At 29.2% G+C, this 24,782-nt stretch carries 24 protein-coding genes; 21 read left to right on the top strand and 3 right to left on the bottom strand.

What is annotated here, in order from left to right; genetic code table 11:
- The first annotated feature begins 93 nt into the window (after positions 1-93).
- Together ACYUEX_RS14835 and ACYUEX_RS14840 are read left to right on the top strand one after the other, a co-directional pair.
- On the top strand, positions 94-1,545 hold the full coding sequence (locus tag ACYUEX_RS14835; RefSeq protein ID WP_460288887.1) for a glycoside hydrolase family 1 protein: 1,452 nt from the start codon (positions 94-96) through the stop codon (positions 1,543-1,545).
- 20 nt (positions 1,546-1,565) lie between these two features.
- Positions 1,566-2,411: an HAD family hydrolase gene (locus tag ACYUEX_RS14840; protein ID WP_460288888.1), complete on the top strand. Its 846-nt coding sequence runs from the start codon at positions 1,566-1,568 to the stop codon at positions 2,409-2,411.
- A 174-nt stretch (positions 2,412-2,585) separates the two neighbouring features.
- On the opposite strand, the gene ACYUEX_RS14845 is transcribed toward ACYUEX_RS14840, so the two are convergent.
- The 3 genes from ACYUEX_RS14845 to ACYUEX_RS14855 form a co-directional block, all read right to left on the bottom strand.
- On the bottom strand, positions 2,586-3,209 hold the full coding sequence (locus tag ACYUEX_RS14845) for a MurR/RpiR family transcriptional regulator (RefSeq protein ID WP_460288889.1): 624 nt from the start codon (positions 3,207-3,209) through the stop codon (positions 2,586-2,588).
- 36 nt (positions 3,210-3,245) lie between these two features.
- A complete protein-coding gene (locus tag ACYUEX_RS14850) occupies positions 3,246-3,437 on the bottom strand; it encodes a MurR/RpiR family transcriptional regulator (protein ID WP_460288890.1) in 192 nt (63 codons plus the stop codon).
- A 66-nt stretch (positions 3,438-3,503) separates the two neighbouring features.
- On the bottom strand, positions 3,504-4,355 hold the full coding sequence (locus ACYUEX_RS14855; protein ID WP_460288891.1) for a Cof-type HAD-IIB family hydrolase: 852 nt from the start codon (positions 4,353-4,355) through the stop codon (positions 3,504-3,506).
- Positions 4,356-5,050: 695 nt separating this feature from the next.
- Between ACYUEX_RS14855 and ACYUEX_RS14860 the strand changes: the two genes are divergently transcribed.
- The 19 genes from ACYUEX_RS14860 to ACYUEX_RS14950 all read left to right on the top strand — a co-directional run bounded on the left by ACYUEX_RS14860 (position 5,051) and on the right by ACYUEX_RS14950 (position 24,768).
- Positions 5,051-6,283 (top strand): chloride channel protein, encoded by a 1,233-nt coding sequence (locus tag ACYUEX_RS14860; RefSeq protein ID WP_460288958.1) that lies wholly within the window; start codon positions 5,051-5,053, stop codon positions 6,281-6,283.
- A 306-nt stretch (positions 6,284-6,589) separates the two neighbouring features.
- Positions 6,590-8,797, top strand: a complete 2,208-nt coding sequence (locus ACYUEX_RS14865) for a glycoside hydrolase family 30 protein (RefSeq protein ID WP_460288892.1) — start codon at positions 6,590-6,592, stop codon at positions 8,795-8,797.
- A gap of 157 nt (positions 8,798-8,954) precedes the next feature.
- Positions 8,955-9,644 carry a response regulator transcription factor gene (locus tag ACYUEX_RS14870; protein WP_460288893.1) on the top strand — a complete coding sequence of 230 codons (690 nt, stop codon included), beginning with the start codon at positions 8,955-8,957 and terminating at the stop codon, positions 9,642-9,644.
- Complete coding sequence (locus ACYUEX_RS14875) at positions 9,634-10,743, top strand: sensor histidine kinase (protein WP_460288894.1); 1,110 nt, start codon at positions 9,634-9,636, stop codon at positions 10,741-10,743. Before ACYUEX_RS14870 ends, ACYUEX_RS14875 begins: the two co-directional genes overlap by 11 nt.
- Positions 10,744-10,856: 113 nt before the next feature.
- A complete protein-coding gene (locus ACYUEX_RS14880) occupies positions 10,857-11,720 on the top strand; it encodes an ABC transporter ATP-binding protein (RefSeq protein WP_460288895.1) in 864 nt (287 codons plus the stop codon).
- Between the two features lie 2 nt (positions 11,721-11,722).
- Positions 11,723-12,949, top strand: coding sequence for an ABC transporter permease (locus tag ACYUEX_RS14885; RefSeq protein WP_460288897.1), 1,227 nt, complete (start codon positions 11,723-11,725; stop codon positions 12,947-12,949).
- A 4-nt stretch (positions 12,950-12,953) separates the two neighbouring features.
- Entirely contained in the window at positions 12,954-14,066 is a 1,113-nt protein-coding gene (locus ACYUEX_RS14890) for a hypothetical protein (protein WP_460288898.1), read from the top strand.
- A gap of 313 nt (positions 14,067-14,379) precedes the next feature.
- Entirely contained in the window at positions 14,380-14,940 is a 561-nt protein-coding gene (locus ACYUEX_RS14895) for a sigma-70 family RNA polymerase sigma factor (protein ID WP_460288899.1), read from the top strand.
- A 1-nt stretch (position 14,941) separates the two neighbouring features.
- Complete coding sequence (locus ACYUEX_RS14900; protein WP_460288900.1) at positions 14,942-16,009, top strand: DUF4179 domain-containing protein; 1,068 nt, start codon at positions 14,942-14,944, stop codon at positions 16,007-16,009.
- Positions 16,010-16,273: 264 nt separating this feature from the next.
- Positions 16,274-16,714: a MarR family transcriptional regulator gene (locus ACYUEX_RS14905; protein WP_460288959.1), complete on the top strand. Its 441-nt coding sequence runs from the start codon at positions 16,274-16,276 to the stop codon at positions 16,712-16,714.
- Between the two features lies 1 nt (position 16,715).
- Complete coding sequence (locus ACYUEX_RS14910) at positions 16,716-17,261, top strand: cyclase family protein (protein ID WP_460288901.1); 546 nt, start codon at positions 16,716-16,718, stop codon at positions 17,259-17,261.
- Between the two features lie 243 nt (positions 17,262-17,504).
- On the top strand, positions 17,505-17,999 hold the full coding sequence (locus tag ACYUEX_RS14915; RefSeq protein ID WP_460288902.1) for an NAD(+) diphosphatase: 495 nt from the start codon (positions 17,505-17,507) through the stop codon (positions 17,997-17,999).
- A gap of 287 nt (positions 18,000-18,286) precedes the next feature.
- Positions 18,287-19,435, top strand: coding sequence for a 1-propanol dehydrogenase PduQ (locus tag ACYUEX_RS14920; RefSeq protein WP_460288903.1), 1,149 nt, complete (start codon positions 18,287-18,289; stop codon positions 19,433-19,435).
- Positions 19,436-19,797: 362 nt separating this feature from the next.
- Positions 19,798-20,634: a MerR family transcriptional regulator gene (locus ACYUEX_RS14925; RefSeq protein WP_460288904.1), complete on the top strand. Its 837-nt coding sequence runs from the start codon at positions 19,798-19,800 to the stop codon at positions 20,632-20,634.
- Between the two features lie 553 nt (positions 20,635-21,187).
- Positions 21,188-22,315, top strand: coding sequence for a hypothetical protein (locus tag ACYUEX_RS14930; RefSeq protein WP_460288905.1), 1,128 nt, complete (start codon positions 21,188-21,190; stop codon positions 22,313-22,315).
- Positions 22,302-22,568: a hypothetical protein gene (locus ACYUEX_RS14935; RefSeq protein WP_411167479.1), complete on the top strand. Its 267-nt coding sequence runs from the start codon at positions 22,302-22,304 to the stop codon at positions 22,566-22,568. Before ACYUEX_RS14930 ends, ACYUEX_RS14935 begins: the two co-directional genes overlap by 14 nt.
- Positions 22,569-22,602: 34 nt before the next feature.
- On the top strand, positions 22,603-22,899 hold the full coding sequence (locus tag ACYUEX_RS14940) for a BMC domain-containing protein (protein WP_411167480.1): 297 nt from the start codon (positions 22,603-22,605) through the stop codon (positions 22,897-22,899).
- A 25-nt stretch (positions 22,900-22,924) separates the two neighbouring features.
- The gene (locus ACYUEX_RS14945) at positions 22,925-23,230 is read left to right on the top strand and encodes a BMC domain-containing protein (protein WP_411167481.1); all 306 of its coding nucleotides are present in this window, start codon (positions 22,925-22,927) and stop codon (positions 23,228-23,230) included.
- A 47-nt stretch (positions 23,231-23,277) separates the two neighbouring features.
- Complete coding sequence (locus ACYUEX_RS14950) at positions 23,278-24,768, top strand: aldehyde dehydrogenase family protein (RefSeq protein ID WP_460288906.1); 1,491 nt, start codon at positions 23,278-23,280, stop codon at positions 24,766-24,768.
- Positions 24,769-24,782 lie beyond the last annotated feature (14 nt).

Below are 24,782 nucleotides of genomic sequence, written 5' to 3' on the forward strand. Positions count from 1 at the left end.
CTTTTTTATTCAGAATTTGAATGAAAATATTTTAATAGGAATTTAAGTATATAATTTAGTCATCAAGTAAATTTTTTAGAGGAGGAAAGAAAGATGAGTTTACCAAAGAATTTTTTATGGGGGGGAGCAACTGCTGCTAACCAATTTGAAGGTGGATATAGAGAAGGTGGAAAGGGCCTTAGTACTGCAGATATTATGACAGGAGGTACTCACACAACGCCAAGAAGAGTTACACCTAAGTTAGAAGAAGGAACATATTATCCAAGCCATGAGGCTATAGATTTTTATCATCATTATAAGGAAGATATAAAATTATTTGGAGAAATGGGATTCAAGGTTTTTAGAATGTCAATAAACTGGACTAGAATATTCCCAAATGGAGATGAGTTAGAGCCAAATGAAGAAGGATTAAAGTTTTATGATAATGTTTTTAATGAGTTAAAAAAATATAACATAGAACCATTAGTAACAATATCTCATTATGAAATGCCTTTTGGATTAGTTCAAAAGTACAATGGATGGGCAAGTAGAGAAGTAGTTGATTGCTATGTTAGATATTGTGAAACTATATTTAATAGATATAAAGATAAAGTTAAATATTGGTTGACATTTAATGAAATTAACTGTTTAACACATCCATTTGGTGGGCTTATGGCTGGTGGAATCATACCAGAAGGTGGAGCTGATCTTGCACTTAACTTTGGAGATGGAAAAGATAAAAGTGAACAACTTAGATTCCAAGCACTTCATCATCAATTTATAGCAAGTGCAAAGGCTGTTAAATTAGGACATGAAATTAATAGTAATTTTAAAATAGGATGTATGATTGCGTATATGTGTACTTATCCATATACATGTAATCCGAAGGATGTATTATTAGCTCAAGAAAGAGATAATATAAATAACTTCTTATGTTCAGATGTTCAAGTAAGAGGTGCGTATCCAGGATTTGCAAAGAGATATTTTAAAGAAAATAACATAGAAATAAAGATGGAAGAAAATGATGAGCAAATATTAAAAGAAGGATGCGTAGATTACTATACATTTAGCTATTACATGTCAAATTGCTCAACAGCAGATAAGGAAGTAGAAAATGCTGCAGGAAACATAATGGGAGGAGCAAAGAATCCATATCTTAAAGCTAGTGATTGGGGATGGCAAATTGACCCTAAAGGTTTAAGATGGGTATTAAATAACGTTTATAACAGATACCAAATCCCTATGATGGTTGTAGAAAATGGTTTAGGTGCAGTTGATAAATTTGAAGAAGATGGCTCTATTAAAGATGATTATAGAATTAGCTATTTAAGGGATCATATAATCGAAATGAAAGAAGCAGTTGAAGATGGAGTAGAATTAATAGGATATACTCCTTGGGGATGTATAGATTTAGTAAGTGCATCAACAGGAGAAATGAAAAAAAGATATGGTTTTATCTACGTAAATAAAGATAATGATGGAAATGGAGATTTAAGCAGAAGCAAGAAAGATAGTTTCTATTGGTATAAAAAAGTTATAGAAAGCAATGGAGAAAATCTAGATTAATAATTTAGAGGAGAATATTAATGAATAAAAAGTTGATTTTCATAGATGTTGATGGAACACTTTGTGATTTAGCAGGAGAAGTACCAAAATCAGCTAGAGAAGCAATTCAAGAAGCTAGGGATAATGGGCATTTAGTTTATATTTGTACAGGTAGGTCAAAACCAGAAATTAATGATGATATAGAGTCAATTGGATTTGATGGTATGATTTGTGCAGGTGGAGGATATGTTGAAGTTGATGGTGAAACATTAATGCATAGAAAAATGCCTGAGGAATTTGTAATAAGATTAATAGAGTATTTTAATAAATATGATATTGCTTACTATATTGAATCAAATGATGGTTTATTTGGAAGTTTAAATTGTAAAGATGCTATTTTGGGACAAGTTACTAATGGACTTAATGAAAATAGTAAGGCCTATGAAGAAGCAATAGAAGAAATTAAATGGTTTAATGAAATATTAGATAAACATAAGGATAAACAAATTGATTATAATAATGTAAATAAGATTTCATTTATTAGCAATGGTCATCCTTATGAAGATGTATTTAATACTTTTAATAAAGACTTAGAACTATATCATAATACAGTACCACAATTTGGACCTGAGAGCGGGGAAGTTGGTATTAAAGGTATAAGTAAATATACAGCTATTAAGTTTGTTATTGATTATTTAAACATAGATAAGAGTAATACATTAGCTTATGGTGATGGAGAAAATGATATAGAGATGTTTAGATGTGTTAGCCATGGTGTAGCGATGGAAAATGCAAAACCAAAGTTGCTTGAAATAGCTGATGAAGTAACATATAGTGCTAGTAATGATGGTATATATTTTAGCTTTAAGAAAAATAATTTAATATAGAACTTAGATTATAGAGAAGATGGATATTTTTGAAAGAAAAATATCCATCTTATTATTTTGTTTTTAACTTCTATATCAATACCTAAGGATCTTAAACCTAATTTATAAAGGATATATATAGAGAGAATATATTTTTAAAGTAATTTAATTGCATAACTAATTTAATAAACTTCATTATTGCTTTTTAGATAATTTTTTGTATGCATTAAGTTTATAACTTACATTTTTATCATAGTCGAATTTAAAATAATGAGTGTATATACAATCTAAAACATATAATAAAGATAATCTTGTTGAAAAAGAAGAAATTTTATTAAAGTGGTTTTCATTTGAACTTAAATACAATTGATAGTTTGAATACTTAGTAAGAGGAGTCTCATTTGTAGAAGATATTAAAATAATTGGTGTTTTATTCTTTTTTAATATATCTGCTATATTTTGTATTATTACACCTCTACCTTCAAATGAAACTATTATTGCAATATGATTTTCGTCACTAGTAGAAGCTGTTAATAGTTGATGGTATTCTTCTATAGGAACATTAATAAATGTTCCTATTTCTTGCATTTGAAATTTAAAGTTCTCAGCAAAATAAATATTCCCAGCAGATGTGTAAAAATCTATGTATTTTGCTTCTTTTAAAGCATTAGAAATTAATTTTAATTGTTCAAGATCTATTAGATTTAAGGAAGATACCATCGTTTGTTCATACAATTCCTTCATTCTAAGAACAATTTCATATTGTGTTTCATTTTCTTTAAAGGGATAGTTATAATCTATTAAACTTTTCTCTTTCAAATATTCATTAATAGAAGAAGATACTTGTACTTTTAATTATGATAGACCTATTAAATCTAACTTCTGACATAATCTATAAATTGTTGAAGTTGAAATAAAGCATGCTTCACTAATTTCAGCAGCACTCATCTTTACGAAAATTTCAGGATTATCTTGCATATATGTAACTAATGTTTTTTCGTTTTCAGTTAAATTAGTTAGTTTATTCAATTTACTAAAAATGTTCATGAAGATCACCTCATGAACATTATATAATATTTTATTAAATTTTAGTGTTTAAAGTTTATAGATAGTTTAAATATCTATATCTTTTATATATTTATCTAGTGTATAAGCAATACCATCTTCTTCATTAGATAAAGTCACTTCATCAGCTATAGATTTTAAGTCATCTACAGCATTACCCATAGCTACTCCGATACCAGCATATTTAATCATTGAAGCATCATTATGACCATCTCCAAAAGCAATCATTTCTTCTTTTTTATATCCCATAGGAATTAGTACAGTATCTAAGGCTTTAGCTTTATCAATTCCTTTAGCCGTAAATTCAAAGTAGAAATCTGCTGTGAACATGCAACTTAAAGTGTCTTTAAAAGGTTCAATCATTTCTTTGTAATGAGATTTTAGATACTCTGATTCGCCAGCAGTTAGAATTTTATTTAATGGATAATCAGCAAAAGCAGCTAAATCATCTTTTTCACAAAGTTTAAATTTACCACCACGAGCTTCGTACTGAATTATGTTAAAAGGTGAACCTTTATAATTAATTTCATTGTTGAAGACATCATTAACATACATATAATTACCTTTGTCAATCATAGGTTTAACATCAAAATTCTTCATATGTTCAAGAATGGCTTGTCCTTCTTCGATGCTCATAGTTTCATTAAATAGAACTTCATTAGTTTCACAATCAATAACCTTAGACCCATTAAAAGAAACTAAAAGTCCATTATTTTCATTCATTTTTAATTCACTAGCAAGATCCATTAATCCAGAGGTAGGTCTCCCTGAGGCTAAAACTAGTATAGCTCCTGCTTCTTGTGCTTTAATTAAAGCATTTTTAGTTTTTTCAGTTACTACTTTTTTACTATTAGTTAATGTACCATCTACATCCATAATAATTACTCTTATATTACTCATTTATCTTTCCTCCATAGTTATTTTTATTTAATTATACTAATGATAGTTTTATAAATAAATAGACTAATTGAATAATGAGCAACACATATCAAAAATAATAAAGTTAGTAAATAATAGATGAAATAAGTCTATCAATTTTTTAGAATTTTACTGAATTGTTAATTGAAATGGTGGAGTAGGCAAAAACATTTTAAAAATAGAACCAAATTTTTCTAATGTCAGTGATAATTCATTTATTTTGTACTACTATAGAAAAAAATTTTTTCGTGATTATTTTGCTCTATGTGCATTAACATATTGATTTATATAAATCCTTATTTATAAAGATACTAATTATGAAGGGAATTTGATGATTAGTGGAAATATGAGTTTAGTAAAAAAAATTAATAAAAGTATAAAAGAAAAAATTATGCAATTGTAGATATAAAAACCTTAGAAGTGTAGCAGTGAATTATAAGTATAGAGAACTTTAAGAATAAATATTGCAAGAATTGCAAAAAGAGATAGTGAGTTAATTAAATGGTTAAAAAATGAGTATAGATTTTTAGAAAGAGTAGAAAAAATTTAAAAATAGTGGTATATTATTTTATTATGAATTTATTATAAAAATATAATAATATTATAAATATATTAATAAATGTGATTTAAGTAAAACGAAAAGATTAAATAATTATAGATAAGGAGTGAAAGTTTTGATGAAAATTGCAAAATTAGATTTAAAGTTGATGATTCATAGCATATTTATGGGAGCGTTAGTAGGTGCCTTTACATGGGTATTTTTAAGTTTGGTAACCTTTGGGATTAATTTTATATGGAATACAGCAGGCGGATTTTTTAATATAAAATATTGGACATTAGTTATTGCTACTATTGGTGGTGTTTTAGTAGGGCTTACTCAAAAATATCTTGGAGAATATCCAAAGTATATGCCTGAAACTTTAGAGGAGTATAAGAAAAATAAAAGAATAGAATATAAATCTGTAAAAAATTCAATAATTAATTCGTTAACAATACTTTTTTTTGGAGCAAGTGTTGGGCCAGAAGCAGCATTAACAGGTATTGTGGGAGGAATAAGTACATATATTGGAGATAAGATGAAGGAGAGGTTTAAAAATAAAAATATAGCAGTTGAGAATTCAGATGTTGTAATAGAATATAGTATCCAAGCAAGCGCTAGTATTATATTTAATGCACCTTTATTTGGTCTATACACATTAACAGGTGAAGAAGAAAATGATTCAAAGGTTCTAAAAAAAATAAAAACTATAGTATATACAACTACTACTGTAGCAGGTTTTTTAGCATTTTTTCTATTATCAAAGCTTAATCATAGAGAGTCCTTTGTTGTTAAATTTGGAGAGAGTAATATAACAATAAAAGAAATTATTTGGGCAATTCCATTAATATTAATAGCTATGTTACTAGCATACATATATAAAGCTTATGGTGTTATACTTCATAAAGCATTAAAATCTATTGAAAATAAAAAATTACTAAAAGGAATAATTGGAGGAGTACTTATAGGTATATTTGGAACAATTTTTCCTTATACATTATTTTCAGGAGAACATGAATTGAAAAAACTAGTAGTTGAATGGGGTAGTATGTCAGGTTATATGTTGATATTATTATCATTATTAAAACTTCTATTAACTGAGATTTGCTTATCTACAGGTCATAGAGGAGGGCACATTTTCCCATTGATTTTTGCAGGTAGTTGTGCAGCTTATGGGGTATCCATGTTATTTTCATTAGATCCAGTTTTTTGTTTGGCTATAATTGTAACAGGTCTTGCAAGTAAGGCAATAGGAAATATGTTTATAGCAATATTTTTATTAATATTCTTTTTCCCAGCAAATGCTATAATACCTATGATAATGGCAGCAGCTGCTGGAAATATATTTAATAAACTTGAAAATAAAAATTAAAGATATATAAATATAGATAGTAAAGTAAAAAAATTATAAGTGATACATAAAAAATTTAAAGAAAAGATGCTAACATTTTCATGATGGTGCATCTTTTTCTTACTTTATAGAGAATTATAGGGTTTGAATCTGTGAATAACTTTGCAAAGAGGCAGAATCACATAGTCTACGAAACAGATTTTTTTATTCAATTACAAAATTATTCAAGAATTTTTTTACCATTATAGTTATTAATATATGAGAAATACTTGCATTTTTAATTTACATTTGAATATATATGTATAAATTTAAAATGGAGGTATTATAATGAAAAAATCAAAATTGTCTGCAGCTTTATTGCTATCTGCTACACTTTTGACATCTTTGTGTACTAATATAACTTTACCTAAAAAAGCTCAAGCAGCTACTACTATAAGAGTTGATCCAAATATGCAATATCAAACATCAGAAGGATTTGGTGTAAATCTTGCTTGGTGGGGAAATACAATTGGAAAATGGCCAGAAGATAAAAGAAATGAAATTGCTGATTTATTATTTAGTGAAGATGGTCTAGGAATTAATGTGCTTCGTTTTAATATTGGGGGAGGCGATGATCCAGGTCATAACCATATGAATTCAGGAAGCTTTGTAAATGCAGAAATGGAGGGTTATCAACCATCACCAGGAGTATGGAATTGGGATGGTGATGCTGGTGAACGTGAAATGTTAAGGTTAGCAAAAGCAAGAGGAGTAAATATATTTGAAGCTTTTTCAAATAGTGCACCATATTGGATGACGAAATCAGGTTGTAGTGCTGGGAATACTCTATCCCTTCCAAATTTCAATACAAAATACGAAAACGATTTTGCTGATTATCTTTTAAAAGTAACTCAACATTTAAAGGATACTATGGGAATAAACTTTAGAACAATTGAACCTTTTAATGAGCCTGATGGTTTTTGGATGTCAGGTCGTCCTCAAGAAGGAATGATAGTAGAACCATGGGTACAAAAAAATATTATAAATGTATTAAAAGCTAAAATTGATTCTGCTCAAACAGGGATTGAAATTACTGCAAATGATTCTTGGAGTATGGATAAATTAGCAGACCATGTGAATCATTATGATTCAAATGCAAAAAATGCTATTTCCCAGTTTAATGTTCATTCATATAGTGGTAGTGATAGAATAGGTGTTAGGGAATACGCTAAGACTAATAATAAGAGATTATGGATGAGTGAATATGGTACAGGCTCGGGTACAGATTTAAATGCTATTTCAAATGGATTAACATTATCAGATACAATGATAAGAGATTTAAGAGATATGAAGCCTGATGCGTGGGTATATTGGCAACCAGTAGAAAATATTGAACAAAGAAGTGATTCATGGGGATTTATACAAGCTCGCTACTTAGATACAACTTATCAGTACACAACTACTAAACAATATTATACCTTTGGACAATTCTCAAAATTTATAAAGGCGGGATATAAGTTAATAGATATAAATGATAAAAATTCTATAGCTGCTTACGATAAAGATTCAAAAAATCTTGTAATTGTAGCAATGAATAATACTTCTAATGATATATCTAATTCTTATAATCTTACTAACTTTGATTCACTTTCAGAAGTTTCAAATGTATTTAGAACATCTAGCACTGAAAATATTGAAAAGAAAGATGATATTTCAATAACTGATAAATGCTTAAATGCAGTTTTACCTGCTAATTCTATTACTACATTTGTAATACCAAATAGCAATTTTACTTCAAAGGGCACTCTAGAAACAATAAATGATATTAATTATACTGGTGATTTCATAAATGGAGAAATTAATAGTAGTGCTGAAATTAGCTTCTTTGGAACTAACATTGAATTATATGGTAGAAAGAGCTCTACATCAGGTATTGCTGCGATTTCTGTAGATGATGGTCCAGAAAAATATATAGATCTTTATAGTTCATCATCTAAAGATTCCATTTATATTTATAGCCCAAGTAATCTACCTTTAGGAAATCATAAGATAAAGATAAGAATTACAGGTGATAAAAATAGTTTTTCTCAAGGAACATCACTACAAGTTGATTATGGGACTGCAATTACTTATACTCCAAATAAAATCGTGATTTTAGATGATGATACTAGAGAAATTTCAGATGTAAAAGTAGCTGTGGAATTTTATATTAATGGTGCAAAACATTATGACTATGAAAATACCGGTGTATGGGATAATACTAAAGAACTTTCATTATTTACAGAGGGGGGTAAATATGATGGAACTCAATGGCTTGGTGATTATCTAACAAACTCAGGAAGTATTTCAGGAGACAAGAAAATAGAAATAACACAATTAGACTATAATAGACCTATCTCTAGTGCTAGAGTATATGTAGATTTCTGGATTAATGGTGAAAGGCATCATGATTATGAAGACATTAATCCATTTAATGGCACTATTACCTTAAAACTAAACGGAACAGGTGGTAGGTATAATGGAACCCAGTGGATTGGAGATTTTCTTAAAAAATAAAATTAAGAAATTATGAATATGGCTGTGTTAGAGGAAATCGTCTAACACAGCCGAAAATATAAAAAGCGTGAAGATAGTAATTTTATTTGGTATAATTATACTTAAATGGAACTAAGGACATTATATATTTTTTAATATAAACATATGGAGGAATTAAATGGAGAGAATTTTGATTGTGGAAGATGATGAAGATATTAGAGATATATTAAAAATCTATTTAAAGTCTGAATCTTTTGAGATATGGGAAGCAGAAAATGGTAAGGAAGCTTTTAAACTTCTTGAAAATAAAGAACCAGATTTAGTTATTTTGGACTTAATGTTACCAGATATAAATGGGCTAAATATTTGTAAAAATATACGTACAAAATATAAGTATCCTATAATAATGATTACTGCTAAGACTGCAGATCAAGATAAAATAATAGGTCTTACTTATGGTGCAGATGATTATATCACTAAGCCTTTTAACCCATTGGAAGTTATGGCAAGGGTTAAAGCTCAGCTCAGAAGATACAAGGAATATGGAGAAGAAACAAAGGAAGATAATACCATATATTATAAAGGGTTAATCTTAGATAGAAAAAGTAAGCATGTTGATTTAAATGGAAAGGAGCTAAAACTAACACCTACAGAATTTAACCTTCTTGAAATATTACTATTAAACAAAGGACAAGTCTTAAATGGAGAAAAGTTGTTCCATATCCTTAGGGAGGATGAGTATTATTCAAAATCTACAAATACAATAACAGTTCATATTCGAAACTTAAGAGAAAAAATGGAGGAATCTTTTGAACATCCTGAATATATTAAAACTGTTTGGGGGGTAGGTTATATCATTGAAGCGTAAAAAATGGAAATGGAATTATTATGTTTTAGCTTTTTTTATATTTATAGGATTAATGTTATTTATTGATATTAATTTGGAGGGAATTGTAGCAGAATATTTTGAAAAGCAAATATTATACGATAGAGAAAAAGTGGCATTTTTAGGAGGGGAACGCACCAGGGGAACCTTTTATTGGCCACACCTTAAAGATATATTGATACTTATAGCTGTTGGAGGTTTTGCTATTTTAGAAATTGTTGTTTACTTTACAACAAGATACTCTCAAAATAAGGAACGAAAAAAGATAATAGATCAGTTGGAGCAAAGAATAGCTTTATTAGCTAAAGGAGAGGTATCTGAAAAAGTTCAAGAACTAAAGATTATTGATTCTCAAATAAATAAGATTATACATGAGAATGAAATTGTAAAACAGGAAATAGCAATAGAGATGAGTAAAAAAAATGACCTTGTAACCTACTTAGCACACGACTTAAAGACTCCATTAACAAGTATCATTGGCTATCTCACAATCTTAGATGAATCTGAGGTACCAGAGAATATGCGCAAAGACTATATTAAAAAACTTCTGGGAAAATCCTATAAATTGGAAGACTTAACTAATCAGTTTTTTGATATTGCTCGTTTTAGTCTTCATGAAATCCCTTTAAATAAAAGTTTATTAGATGCAGAATTTTTTCTAGAACAGTTGACTGAAGAATTATATCCACTACTTAGAGATAAAAACTTAAGAATTAATATAAATATTCCGCCTAATATGAAGATTTATGCCGACGGATCACTATTTGCTCGAGTGTTAAATAATTTATTAAAGAATGCCATAGCATATAGTAACAAGGATTCTGTCATAAAAATAAACGGAAAAATAGGAAAACATAGTATACAATTATTTGTGGAAAATGATGGTGACGTAATAAGTGAGCAAGAATTAAAACTTATATTTGAAAAATTCTATAGAAGAGATCAGTCAAGGAGCCAATCATCAGGGGCAGGACTTGGATTAGCTATTGCAAGAGAAATTGTAGAAAGGCATCAGGGATCTTTAGAAGCTGAAAGTCAGGATGTACATACTGTATTTATTATTACTTTGCCCAATTCTTAATAAAATCTTTATAAATACTAAATAATTTATGAATAAACCTTTCTTTTATCTTAGTTATACTGAAGATAGAAGAAAGGTTTTTTATTTTGCTTTAATTACGAGGAGGAAAAGATATGAAATTATTTGTTTATAATCTTTCTAAGGAGTTTAAAGATTTAAAGGCTGTTGATGATATAAATCTTGAATTTACTCCAGGAATTTGGGGGCTTTTAGGACCTAATGGCGCAGGAAAAACCACATTAATGAGAATGATGGTTGGAAATATAAAGCCAAGTAAAGGAAAAATAATGCTGGATGATGTAAATATTGCTGAACTTAGGAAGGCATATTTGGATAAAATAGGGTACTTACCTCAGCAATTTGGATATGATAAAAATCAATCAGTGGAAGATTTTCTCCATTATATTGGATCTTTAAAAGGGATGGATAAAAAGTTAAGAAATGAAAGAATCAGTGAATTATTAAGTCAATTTAATTTATCAGAAGTTAAAAAGAAAAAGATTGATAAGCTTTCTGGAGGTATGAAACGTAGAGTTGGAATATGCCAAGCTATGTTAAATAATCCTGATATTTTGATTGTAGATGAGCCAACTGTAGGTTTAGATATTGAAGAAAGAAGAAGATTTCGTAAGTATTTAACAACAATAAGTAAAGAAAAAATCGTTATTTTATCTACACATATTGTTTCAGATATTGAGTTTATTGCTAATTATCTTGTAATTATGGAAAAAGGTGAAGTAATTGCAAATGGAGAAAGTGATTCTTTAATTCAAAGACTTGATGGTAATGTATTTGAGACAGTTGTTCCAGAAAATGAAATGAAAAGGATAGAAAATGAATATAGAATTATGAATTTTCGTAATGAACACGGGGGTCAGGTTACAATTCGATATATTGCAGATGTTCCATTACCAAATAGTAAGTTAGTTCCACCTTCTCTTAATGATTTTTACCTTTCAAAAGTGAAGGAGGTATAAAAATGGATATATTTTTTCAAGAGTTAAAAAGACAGCTTAATTTTAAAAGGCTGATAACATATATTTTAATTGCAATTACATTAGCAGGATTATGGACATGGTTTATTGTAGGGGGAGCTACTGAGGGATTTATGCAGACAGGATGTTACAAAGACTATAAAGGTAAAGCGGCAATAGAAGTGGCAGCTAAGGATAGAAATGTTACTGCTGGAGAAATGACTGAAGATAAATTTCAAAGTGGTTGTGATGCGTTTCTTAGTGCATTAAGAGGTAATGACGAAAGTAATGTAGAAATGACTAAAGACCTATTAGAACATGCTGTTTATGCTGACATGCTAGTTATGCAAGAGTTAAGGCTTAGAAACATGATAGGAGCATCTACAGAGCATCTTTGGGATATTCCGAAGGATGCAGGAAGACATTTTTATGAAAATGAAGATCTTTATTATCGTGATTATATTGATAAAAACGCACATAATGAAAGTGAAAAGGAATTAGCTCTTTCAATTTGGAATAGCGTAAAAAAACCTTATACTTATTATAGTGGATTTAAACAATGGGATGACGGAATTCAACATATGATGTTTTTCTCATTTGTACTTATGATTATGGTAGGAATTTTTGCAGGTTCCATTATAGCGAAAGATAAAGAAAATGGAATGGATGAGATTATCACAACTACAATGAAGGGTAGGAAGAATCTCGCTGTAGCAAAGATTGTTATACCTTGGGTTATGGCATTTATTATCTATCTTTGTGGAGTTGGTGTTTATGTTGTGCTTCTGAGACTTTTATTGCCTGCTGATGCTTTAAATACATCAATACAGGTTTTTACTGAAAGCTTTCTTACATACAACCTAGGTGAATTACTTAGAAATTTATTTATTTTCGGAGCTATAGGAATCTTAACAATAGCAAGCTTTTCTACTTGGATTTCATCTATAGCTAAGAAATCTTCAAAGGCCATTCAATTCTCTATATTGACAATACTAGGAGCTTTTCTATTAGGTGTGTTTATTAATATAGATGCTCCAATTATTGATGCAATTAAAATATTGTTACCTGGAGGAGCAACATTTTCATATCTACAATTCGTAGGATTGACTAAATTCCCTATGAGAACACTTTATGGAAAAGTTTTCTTAATACCATTAATTTTGCTGATAGTAAGTGGAGTTATATTCTTACTTAGCACAGTATTCACCGCATTAAACTATAGAAGGAGGTAAAGAGATGATATATCAAGAATTAAAGCGTCGACTTTTTACAAGATATGTGCTTTTCTCAATAATAGGGATACTTCTTTTGACTGTTGGGTTAGCAATACTGATAGTAGGAGAGAAAAATCTACCTGAAGTGTTAAAAGAAGAAGCTGTTTATTCTGGTGAAATGACGGAAGATAAATTATGGTTAGGACTGAAAAAGGTAAGGGATGAAAAATCAGATGAAATAAAATATAGATCACTTTTAACTTTTATGAACGGTTTAGTTAAGGTTCATCCTGAAGTGTTATATGGTGAAAATAGAATTGAAGACTTTCCAGATGATTATGCAAAAAAATTTTATAAGTGTTGGAGAAAAAAATCTATTGCACTTATAGAAAAAATTCCTGAAAAGGATCAAGCAAAAGCATTAGAAGAACTAAACAAGGTAAAGACGCCTTTTGTTAAGTATCCAGGATATTATTATTGGAATTTAGGAATTGATAATCTTAAGGTTATTTATCTAATAATTATCTTTATGGTGACATTTTTTGCAGCAGCCACTTATTCTGATAGCATGGAAGATGGTAGTATGGAAATTATTTATGCAACAAAACTTGGAAAAAGAATGATGGCTATTCGCCTTCTGCCAGTTATGATATATGGTCTACTGTTAACTTTAGTGGCAACACTTGGCATGGTGTCAGTTATAGGTTCGGCTACGGGACTTCAGGCTTTGAAGAGCAGTTTGAAAGTATTTGCACTATTTTCTATAGGAAATTTCACATTAGGTGGTGGAATGCTCTTGATGTTTGTGAGTGAACTTTTGGGAGTACTGGCTTTAACAACTATTATGGGGTGGATATCCTACAAAACAGCAAATACGAATTTCACTACAGCAATAGGAATTTCAATAAATATTTTCTATATCCTCATGGCTTCATTTATCAAGATATCAGGAAGATTCTTTCAATATATATTAAATGCGTTGCCACTGGCATCATCACAGGTGATAAATGAGGTGTCTGGGTTCCGTTTCGACATGTTGATTTGGAGACCATACGCAGTTATGGTGAGTATGGTTGTGGTGTTTATTGTATTCGGTATGCTACTCAGTCATGCAATTTGTAGAGAAGAAATATAATTAACATAGAAATAAAAAGAGTATGTTGTAGAGCTAATTTAATAATAACTTAATAATGTGTCTAAGTAATTAAGGAGAGCCAAGTCCAGATGGAGGAGGTTCTCCTTCTTCTTTTTAATATGCTGAAATTTTACATGGGAAAAATTATTTTAAATTAACTAAGTGATCGTGGAGTTAAGTATAATGAAATTAGATTAGTTTTTAAAAATAGAAATATAGATAGTAAATAAAAATAATATGAGAGAAAATAATTTTGTTTACGTTATATAAAGTGGAAAGGCTTTTACAAAACTATTAGATTGGAGAAATTTCAATGAGTTGTACCGAAAAAAATTATATTGATAGACTGAAAAAAGGAAAAGAGGATGCTTTAGAATTCATAGTAGATAAATATTTAGGATTAGTTAAATCAGCTATATATAAAGTACTTTCACCACTTGAAAGAGATGGAATTATTGATGAATGTATAAATGATGTATTTCTTTCAGTATGGAATAATACAGACAAATTCACTGGTGAAGAAGTAGATTTTAAAAAATGGATATATAAAATAGCTAAGTTTAAAGCTATTGATTATTACAGAAAAGAAGTTAAAAATTCTGATGTAAGCTTAGAAGACAAAGAAATAACTACTAATAGATTAGTGGAAGATGAAATTATTACTATGGAAAATAGAAATGAATTAATAAAGCTAATAAACACTCTTCAACCTTTAGATAGAGAAATATTTACTATGAAATTTTTCTTAGGTGTACAGTCAGAGGATATAGCTAAAAAATTTAAAATGAGCAGAACGGCTATAGATAACAGGATTTACAGAGGTAAGAAGCTACTTAGTAAACAAGCAACTAGATTGAATTTGGAGGTAATGTAATATGAAGGATATTTATGAATTAATAAATGATGTAGATATAGATGAAAGTGAAATTGAAACAATGGAAGTATCAGAAGTTGAAAAAGCAAAAGTGAAAAATTATTTAAAGAAATGTATAAATAAAAATAGAGGATGGAAGAAGAAGAGTCTAGTTGCAGCAGTGTTATGTTGTTCATTGGTTGGAAGTATTGGAGCAGTTGGAATAACAAATCCAGCATATGCAGCAGAAATCCCTATAGTTGGAGATATATTTAGATTTTTAGATAATGGCAGAACAGGTGCATATGATAAATATAAGGATTATGCAGATGTAGTAGATTTTACGCAAGAAAGTAATGGTATTAAGGTTACTATAAAAGAAGCAATATTTAATGGAAGAACATTAACATATACTTATGAAATAAAAAGTGATAAAGATTTAGGGGAGAATCCACTTTTTAATATGCATGGACCTAGACTTACTATAAATGATTATAATGGAAGCACAGGAGGAAATTCTGGAGTAAAAAAAGTTGATGAGAATACTTATGTAGGTCGAGAAAACATTACTATAGATGAAGAAAGAAAAGCTATAAGTTTTGAACTAAACTTTGCAGATATAGGAGATATGAGTTCTGAGAGTTCTAAAGAAATAAAGGGAAATTGGAATTTTAAAATTAATCTAAAGGCATTAGATAATGTTAAACAATCTGTAAATAAGGAGACTGAAAAAAATGGAGTTAAATTAAATATAAAGAGCATTTCTAAGACTGAAGTATCATTTACCTTAGACTATTTTCAAGAAGTTTCTAAAGAATTACAGGAAAAATATTTTTCTGTAGATATTCCAATACAAGAAGTAAAAGATGACTTAGGAAATGTTTATACTGCAACAAGTTGTACAACAAATGCAGGTAGTGAAGGAAGATATTCAGGAGATTCTATGTCAAACTTTGGCAGACTAGATCCAAATGCAACTAAGCTAATAATAACTCCTAAGGTACATTTATCAAATGATGTACACCAAGTATCAGGTAATGGAGATGGTGAACTTACATTGGACGATATTGTGATTGAGCTAGAAAAATAATTTATTTGGGAAACCTAGAGGTTTTATAGAGAATAACAAAATAATATTTTTATTTAATTTTTTAATAAGAAGCTATTGGAATTATTATTCTGATAGCTTTTTTGTATTACATAAAATTAAGGATTAGATATTAGATTAATTTATATAAAATGTTGACAAGGAAACAAAAATGTAATAATATTGTTTCTAAGGAAACAAAGTTATGAATATTATTTTATTAGGTTTCTAAGGGAGGTTTTTAAAGTGGATAATATCAATACTATTATGGAGAGTTTAAAAAGTATATATGAAAAGGAAGAAACTATAGGAAAATTAGCATTTAAAGGTGAATATGAAGATTATGGGATTTCAGAAATACATTGCTTAGATTTTATAGGGAAAATAAAGGAGCCTAATGTTACTAAAATATCTCAAAGTATGAATATGACAAGAGGTGCAATAAGTAAACTGTGCAAAAAGCTTTTGAGTAATAATCTTATTGTTAAATATAAAAAGCCAGAGAATGACAAAGAAATATATTTTAAGTTAACAGAATCAGGTGAAGAATTATATAAATATCATGAAATAAAACATAAGCAATGGGAAGAAAGAAATAATAATTTCTTTAAAGATATAACTGAGGAAGATCAAGAGATTGTAGCTAGATTCCTAATAAAATTTAATAACTATTTAGATAAAATAATAGAATCATCGGGGGAAATATAATATGAATTTACATTTAATAGAATTTAATATTCCAGAAAAAATATTGAAGTGGGGAGACTCACAGCCAGCACATCAAAGGCAACATATAGGAACTCATATAGATTGCTATAATCTATCAAGTATAGAGTTAGCATCAAAAATAGATGTTAGGGTAGTAGATGTTAGAAATTTAGATATTATAGACGTTAATATATTAGATAATTTATCAATTAAGGCAGGCTCTTTTGTAATATTTAGAACAGGATACTTAGAAAGCTATGGATATGGAAGTGAAGAGTATTTTAATACTAAATCAAGTCCATATTTAACTAATGAACTTATAGATAAATTATTAGATTGTAATGTAAAATTAATAGGTATTGATTTAAGTGGAATTCAACATGGTAGAGCTCATGTAGAAATAGATAAATATGTTGAAAATAAAGGAGCTTATGTTGTAGAAAATATATGCAATTTAGATAAAGTTACTTCAGAATTCAAGGCGAATCTAAATTGGATTCAGTTAGATGAAGCTACAGCGATAAAAGTTGAAATTGAGACTTTATAAATTACTTATAAAACCTCACTTAGTAATAATGCTAAGAATAATACCCAAAATAAGTGTAAAATATATATAATATGAACTATGAGTTTTTTTATTTACTTTATAACGGAATTATAATATATTATTACAGAAAAAGAAAAATGATTTATTAAAGAATTTATAATGTTCTTGATTCTAAGATATGTAAATTGAGAATTGGTGCAAACAAATGATTATGAATTATATAGAGGTACAAGGAGTAATAGTATGAATTATTGTTTTAAGTGTGGAACTAAGTTAATAAACAAGCAGTGTAATAATGAGGGAGAAATTCCATATTGTAATAAATGTGAAGTATTTCATTTTCCTACTTTTAGTTCAGCTATAAGTGCAGTTATTTTGAACCCTGATAAAAATAAAGTATTACTTATACAACAGTATGGACGATTAGATAATATACTTGTAGCAGGATATATTAATAAAGGCGAAGATGCAGAACAAACTTTAGTAAGAGAAGTAAAAGAAGAGATCGGTCTTAATATTAAAGATTATGAATATATGAAGAGTAGATATTTTGAAAGAACTAACACTCTAATGTGTAATTTTATTTGCACAGCGGATAGTGAAGATTTAGGACAAATTAATGATGAAATTGATAAAGCACAATGGTTTACTTTCAAAGATGCACTAAAGAATATTAAAAGCGAAAGTTTAGCAGAGGAATTTTTAATATATGCTCTTAAAAAAATGAATTATATATAATAAAGCTAAATAATTAACTGGACTAGATATATTATGAAGACTTTATTATTTTTAGATAAAGGCGCTGAAACTAATAATAGAAATTTCAGTAGTAAATTTATTTAGAAATAGAATTAATGTCATGTAATCATTTGCTATCTCAATATGATTGTAGTATAATTAACAAATAAAGATTTATTGTGATTAATTATAATTATATTGTAGGGTAATTATTAATCATTGTTTTGAAATTTAAGGAATGACTAAATTATTCATATTTTATAAACTTAAAATTAGGAGAAATTTATATGAAAGAATTTAGTGTTAGTACCAATATTTATTTTGGAGAAGGTTCTTTAAGTCGATTAAGTGAAATAAAAGATAAAAAAGTGTTGATTGTATGTGACAAGTTTATAGAGTCTTCAGGTATGGCTGCAAAGATTCAAGAAAGGTTAGTTAATTGTGAGGTAACTATATTTAGTGATATAGTACCAGATCCTTCAGTGGAAATTATTGCTGCTGGTATTCAAAAATTAAAAGGTTGTGGTGCAAGGACTATTATAGCTCTTGGTGGTGGATCTTCAATTGATGCAGCTAAGGCTATAAGAGAGTATTCAAAAAAACTTCTAGGTTCAGATTTTGAAGTAGAAGAATGTTTTGCTATTCCTACTACAAGTGGGACAGGTTCTGAAGCTACTCAATATGCAGTAATAACTGATAAAAAGGAAGGATTAAAATATGCTTTATCAGATAAATCACTTCTTCCTATGGTAGCAATACTTGATCCTGAGCTTGTAACTTCTGTACCTTCAGCTATTACAGCAGACACAGGTATGGATGTAATTACACATGCAATAGAAGCTTATGTTTCAAAGGATGCTAATGATTTTTCAGATGCTTTAGCAGAAAAAGCACTTTCTTTAGCTGTTAAATTTTTACCAGAGGCTTTTGCTGATGGAAATAACTTATTAGCAAGAGAAAAAATTCATAATGCATCTTGTTTAGCAGGTATGGCTTTCAATTCAGCTGGACTTGGTATTACACATAGCTTAGCACATGCTGTAGGAGGAAAATTGCATATATCTCATGGAAGAAGTAATGCAATAATACTTCCTCACGTTATAGAATATAACGCTAATTTAAATATAGATAATTATAATAAAGAATATGATTTAGCTGCTAGAAAGTATCAAAGATTAGCAAAGGTGTTGAATTTACATGCTTCTACAGTACCTATTGGAGTTAACAATTTAATTAAATGTATTGTTGACCTTCAAAAGAAACTAATGATTCCCACTACATTAAAGGAGCAAGGATCAGACTTAAACTTACTAAATGAAGTAAAAGAAGAAATAATAACTGCTGCTATGAAGGATATTTGTACGGCTACAAATCCTAGAGAAGTAACAAGAGAAGATTTATTAAAGATTTTAGATAAAGTTTCAGGAAGTAAATAGTTTAATTAAAACCACTCAGAAATGAGTGGTTTTTTGTTCGATTTTTTTGTGGTTCTGTTTTAACATAGTGCATTAGTTATTTTAAAAGTAAGTAAACAGTCTATAAGCCGCTATGGATTCTGTATGAACCTAGTGAATTAGTGATGAGGTGATTGTCATATAAGCATTTTTATATAAGACAGCCTTTTATTTAAAATAGATAGAGAAAGATAACGCAAAATTATATGCATTTAAAATAACCATATATATAAATATTAAATATTGAAAATAACTTAAATTTTAAGTAAACTATAAAGGTGGAAGATATGTAACTGAATTTCATTACAGCTAAATTCTGGGGAGAAAATAGGGGAGGTTGTTTTATGAGACAAAGTGAATTGTATTGCATCGGGAAGGTTGGAGAGATATGTAATTTATCAAAAAAAGCACTTAGGTATTATGATAAAATGGGGATATTATCGCCTGATAAAGTGTCTGATGAAAGCGGGTATAGATATTATAGTAAAAAAACTTTATTATCTGTACCAATGATAAAATACTATAAACAAAGTGGCTTTAAACTTGAAGAAATGAAGGAATTTCTTGAAGGAACATCTTATTCAGTTTTTGAAAAGAGCTTTAGAAATAAAATAGATGAACTTAAGGAGGAAGAAAGTGAAATAAATTTAAAACTTAAATCTATAAAAGATTGGTATGATCTTATAATTGAAGCCCAGACAGTTATAGAAAATGATATTAAAGAAGTTTCAGTAAAATATGTGGACAGCTGTAGAATGGTGTACTTAGATCAAAAATTTAATTATGATTATATGGATTCTATAATAAATATAGAATTTACTAATTATATAGAAGATATAAATAATGCAATAACTGGTCCTGTAATAATACAGTTTCCGTCTTTTGAAGATAAGATGAATGGAAAGTGTAATAAAATGAAAATAATGCAGGAAACAATATTAAAATGTAAAGAGTGTAAAACAGTTGAATTTGGTGGATGTATGGTAGCATCTTGCTATCATGTAGGCTCACATGAAACAATTAATGAAACATATAAAAAGATAAGAGATTGGGCAGAAAAAAATAAATACAAATATGAAAATAATTCATACGAAAGATATGTTACTGATTATTGGACAACTAAAAATACTGATAAGTTTGTAACAGAAGTGATGGTTAAGATTAGTAGGGGTAAAAAATAATGACTTTGGTGAAAACGTTACCCTTAGGGTAACGTATAAATTATAAATAAAAGCATTTTAAGGGATAAATTATTATAGATTTATCAGTTAAGATGCTTTTTATATTTTTTAAATTAAAAAAATCAGTATAATTCTACATAATTACAAATATTGGATGGTACTTTTAAAACCTTTAATACAATAGGTTTAGGTGTAGTTAAGTAAAAAATTAATGAAAAGAAAATCTATATTAAAAATTTATAGAGATAAAACTAAACAGTGCAATTAAAATACATATTGACTTTCCCCTATAGGGAAAGGACTATAATTTAATCAAGAGTAAAAAATACCTACAAACATACATAAGATGAAAAGTTATTCCATAATTTCAAAACAAATAAAATATCCTAGAGATAAAATTATAACAAGTGTAATTAAACTCAAAGGAGTTCTTGTAGTGCTTTTAATAAGTAATTTTATACTTATTAAAAGTTTAGTATGGTCATTATAAATCTTTATTTAATGATAATATACAATCAAACGTGATAACGTTTAAATGGAGGGAGTTTTATTTATGAGTGAAATGTCAGGAGCGGCTAATTCGTCAGCAATTGCTGCTAAAAAGAAATTATCATCTAATTTCCTTAAAAAAGGTATTTCTATCGCATTATTCTCAGGTCTTATGTATGGATTTTATTCCGCATTTATGACACTTGGAATGAAGAAAGGTGTTTGGGCCGATTGGTATGGCGATAACAATGCAGGCTTATCAGTACTTGTAATTACATATTTACTGGGAGCTCTTGGTAGTGCAGTAAATGATACATGTAGTGCTGTTTGGGCAATGATTTATGCAACTATAAAAGGAAAAATTGGTGATTTCTTTAGATGTATTAGAACAACTCCAGGTGGAGTAATGATTCTAGCTGCTCTTATTGGAGGCCCAATTTCAAGTACAGCTTATGTTGTTGGACTTCAAATGGCTGGATCAATAGTTATTCCTATTACAGCTCTTTGTCCAGCTATCGGTGCTATCTTAGGAAGAATATTATTTAAGCAAGAATTAAATAAACGTATGATGGCTGGTATTGCAATTTGTGTTGCTTCAAGTTTTCTTATTGGTAGTACAAGCCTTTCAGGAGATGCCCCAGAAGGAATGTTCCTTGGATTATGCATTGCATTTATAGCAGCTCTTGGATGGGGATTTGAAGGATGTGTTGCTGGATATGGTACATCAATGATTGATTCAGAGATTGGAATTACAATCCGTCAAGCAACATCAGGTTTATCAAATCTAATAATTCTAGTTCCTATTTTTGGAATGATATTTGGTGATGGAGTTGGTTTTTCAGCTAATTTAGTTGTTGAAGCATTTACAAGTAGTTCTTCTATGATTTGGTTTGCGTTAAGTGGACTTTGTGCATTCGTTTCATACATGTGCTGGTATAACGGTAATAGTATGTGTGGTGCAGCTCTTGGTATGGCATGTAATGGTACTTATTCATTCTGGGGACCATTCTGTTGTTGGATTGTACTTGGAGTATTCGCAGGAATGGATGGATGGGCATTACCTCCAGTAGTTTGGATTGGAGCTGTTCTAATGATTTTTGGTATTCTAGTTATTGCTATGAATCCACTTGATTTATTTAGAAAGAAGAATAAAGATACTGATAAGGAGGTAGACCATTATGAAGCCACTTAATTATGCTATATTAAAGCATTTTACTACTGTTGAAGAAGCCTGCGCTAATGATGTAATTAATGCATTAAAAGGTGAATATGGTAAATTTAAAGCTCTTAATAAGAAAGATATAATTACAGCTTTAATGACAGCAGAAGCAAATGGCCTTCTTGAGGAAACAAGATTTGATATGGATAACAATGGTGAGCTAAGAGTTTACTATCATGCTCATGAAGAAGGAGCAGCAACAATAAATAGATATATTAAAGACTAAGCTAATTTGTTAAAAGGAGAGGGGGGAATTGTGAATGAGATATTATGGTGATGAAGCATTAGGTCTTGTAGAAACAATCGGATTAGTTCCGGCACTTGAGGCAGCTGACAAAATGTTAAAGGCTGCAAACGTTGAATTAATATCATATGAAAACGTTGGATCAACCCTAGTTACAATTATGGTTAAAGGTGATGTAGCAGCAGTTAGATCAGCTGTAGAAGCAGGTGCTGAAGCAGCAGCTGCAATAGGTAAGCTAACAGCAAAAAATGTTATGCCACGTCCTATTAGAGAAGTTGGAGATATTGTTTCAGTACATGATATAGATTCTTAAATTTAATGAAAGGAAAGGTGTTTAAATGGCACGTTATGAAGCTTTAGGATTAATTGAAACTTTTGGCTTAGTTTTCGTTTTAGAAGCAGCAGATGCCATGTGCAAAGCAGCTGATGTTGAACTTATAGGTTATGAAAACGTTGCATCAGGATATATATCGGTTCTTGTTCGTGGAGATGTAGGAGCTTGTAAAACAGCAGTTGAAGCTGGAGTAAAAGCAGTTGAAAGTATGGAAGGTGGAAACCTTTATAGTTCAGTTGTTATTGCAAGACCTCACCCAGATCTTGAAAAGATTATTGAGCGTTACAAAATTACTAATTTGATGCCTTAAAAGTAAAAGAATATTATAGTTATTTCTTATAAAAAGGAGAGAAAAAAATGAATATAATAGATAACGATTTACTCTCCATACAAGAATCGAGAATTCTTGTTGAAAATGCTCGTGAAGCTCAAAGAAAATTAGCAACTTTTTCACAAAAAAAGCTTGATGAAATTGTTGAAAGGATGACTGAAGAAATAGAAAAGCATCTTTCAGAACTTGCAATGATGTCTAGTGATGAAACAGATTACGGAAAATGGGAAGATAAGTATATAAAGAATCATTTTATCTGTAAGTATCTAAGTCACAGATTAAAAGGTATGAATTGTGTTGGAATAATTAGTGAAGATAAAGAAAATAAAACAATGGATGTAGGTGTACCTATGGGAGTAATAATCGCCTTTTGTCCATCAACAAGTCCAGTTTCTACCACAATATATAAGGCCTTAATTGCAATAAAATCAGGAAATGCAATTATATTTTCACCTCATCCAAGAGCTAAAAATACAATTTCAAGAACTTTAGATATTTTGATTCGTGCAGCTGAAGGATATGGGCTACCAGAAGGAGCACTTACATACCTTCATAATGTTACAAAAAGTGGAACATTAGAGCTAATGAATCATAAAGATGCTTCATTAATAATAAATACAGGTGTACCAAGTTTACTAAAAGAAGCCTATAAATCTGGAAAGCCAGTAATATATGGTGGAAATGGTAATGGACCAGCTTTTATAGAACGTACAGCAGATATAAAACAAGCTGTTAAAGATATAATTGCTAGTAAGACTTTTGATAATGGAGTTGTTTCAGCAGCTGAACAGTCTATTGTGGTAGATAGTTGTATCGAATCTGAAGTGAAGAAAGAGCTAGAAAAAAATGGTGCTTACTTTATGAATGAAGAAGAGTCGAAGAAACTTGCTTTAATTTTCTCCTATAATGGTGGAAGTGCTGAATCAGATGTTGTTGGTAAATCAGCACAAGAATTAGCAAAAAAAGCAGGCTTTAGTGTCTCTAATGATGTAAAAGTTCTTATTTCAAAGCAAAAGTATGTTTCACAGAGTAATCCTTACTCTAGGGAAAAACTTTGTCCAGTTTTAGCATATTACATTGAAGATGACTGGATGCATGCTTGTGAAAAATGTATTGAATTATTACTAAGTGAAAGACAAGGACATACTCTAATTATACATTCAAGAGATGAGGAAGTTATCCGTCAATTTGCACTAAAAAAACCAGTAGGTAGAGTGCTAGTAAATACACCTGGAGCTTTAGGAAGTATGGGAGCAACTACTAATTTATTTCCTTCAATGACATTAGGTAGTGGTTCTGCAGGACATGGTATGACATCTGATAATGTTTCACCAAGAAATCTAATATATATTAGAAAAATTGGATATGGAGTACGTAAAGCTAATGAAATCGTTAATGATAAATTAGAAGAAAGTACATCTTTATCTAAAGAGGTTGAAGTAAAAGAAGGTTGTACTTTAGATAATGTAGAATTTCTAGAAAGCCTATTAAAGAAGGTAATACAAAATTTAAAATAGAAGATAAGATTATA

It is taken from the genome of Clostridium sp. CTA-7, assembly GCF_054768095.1.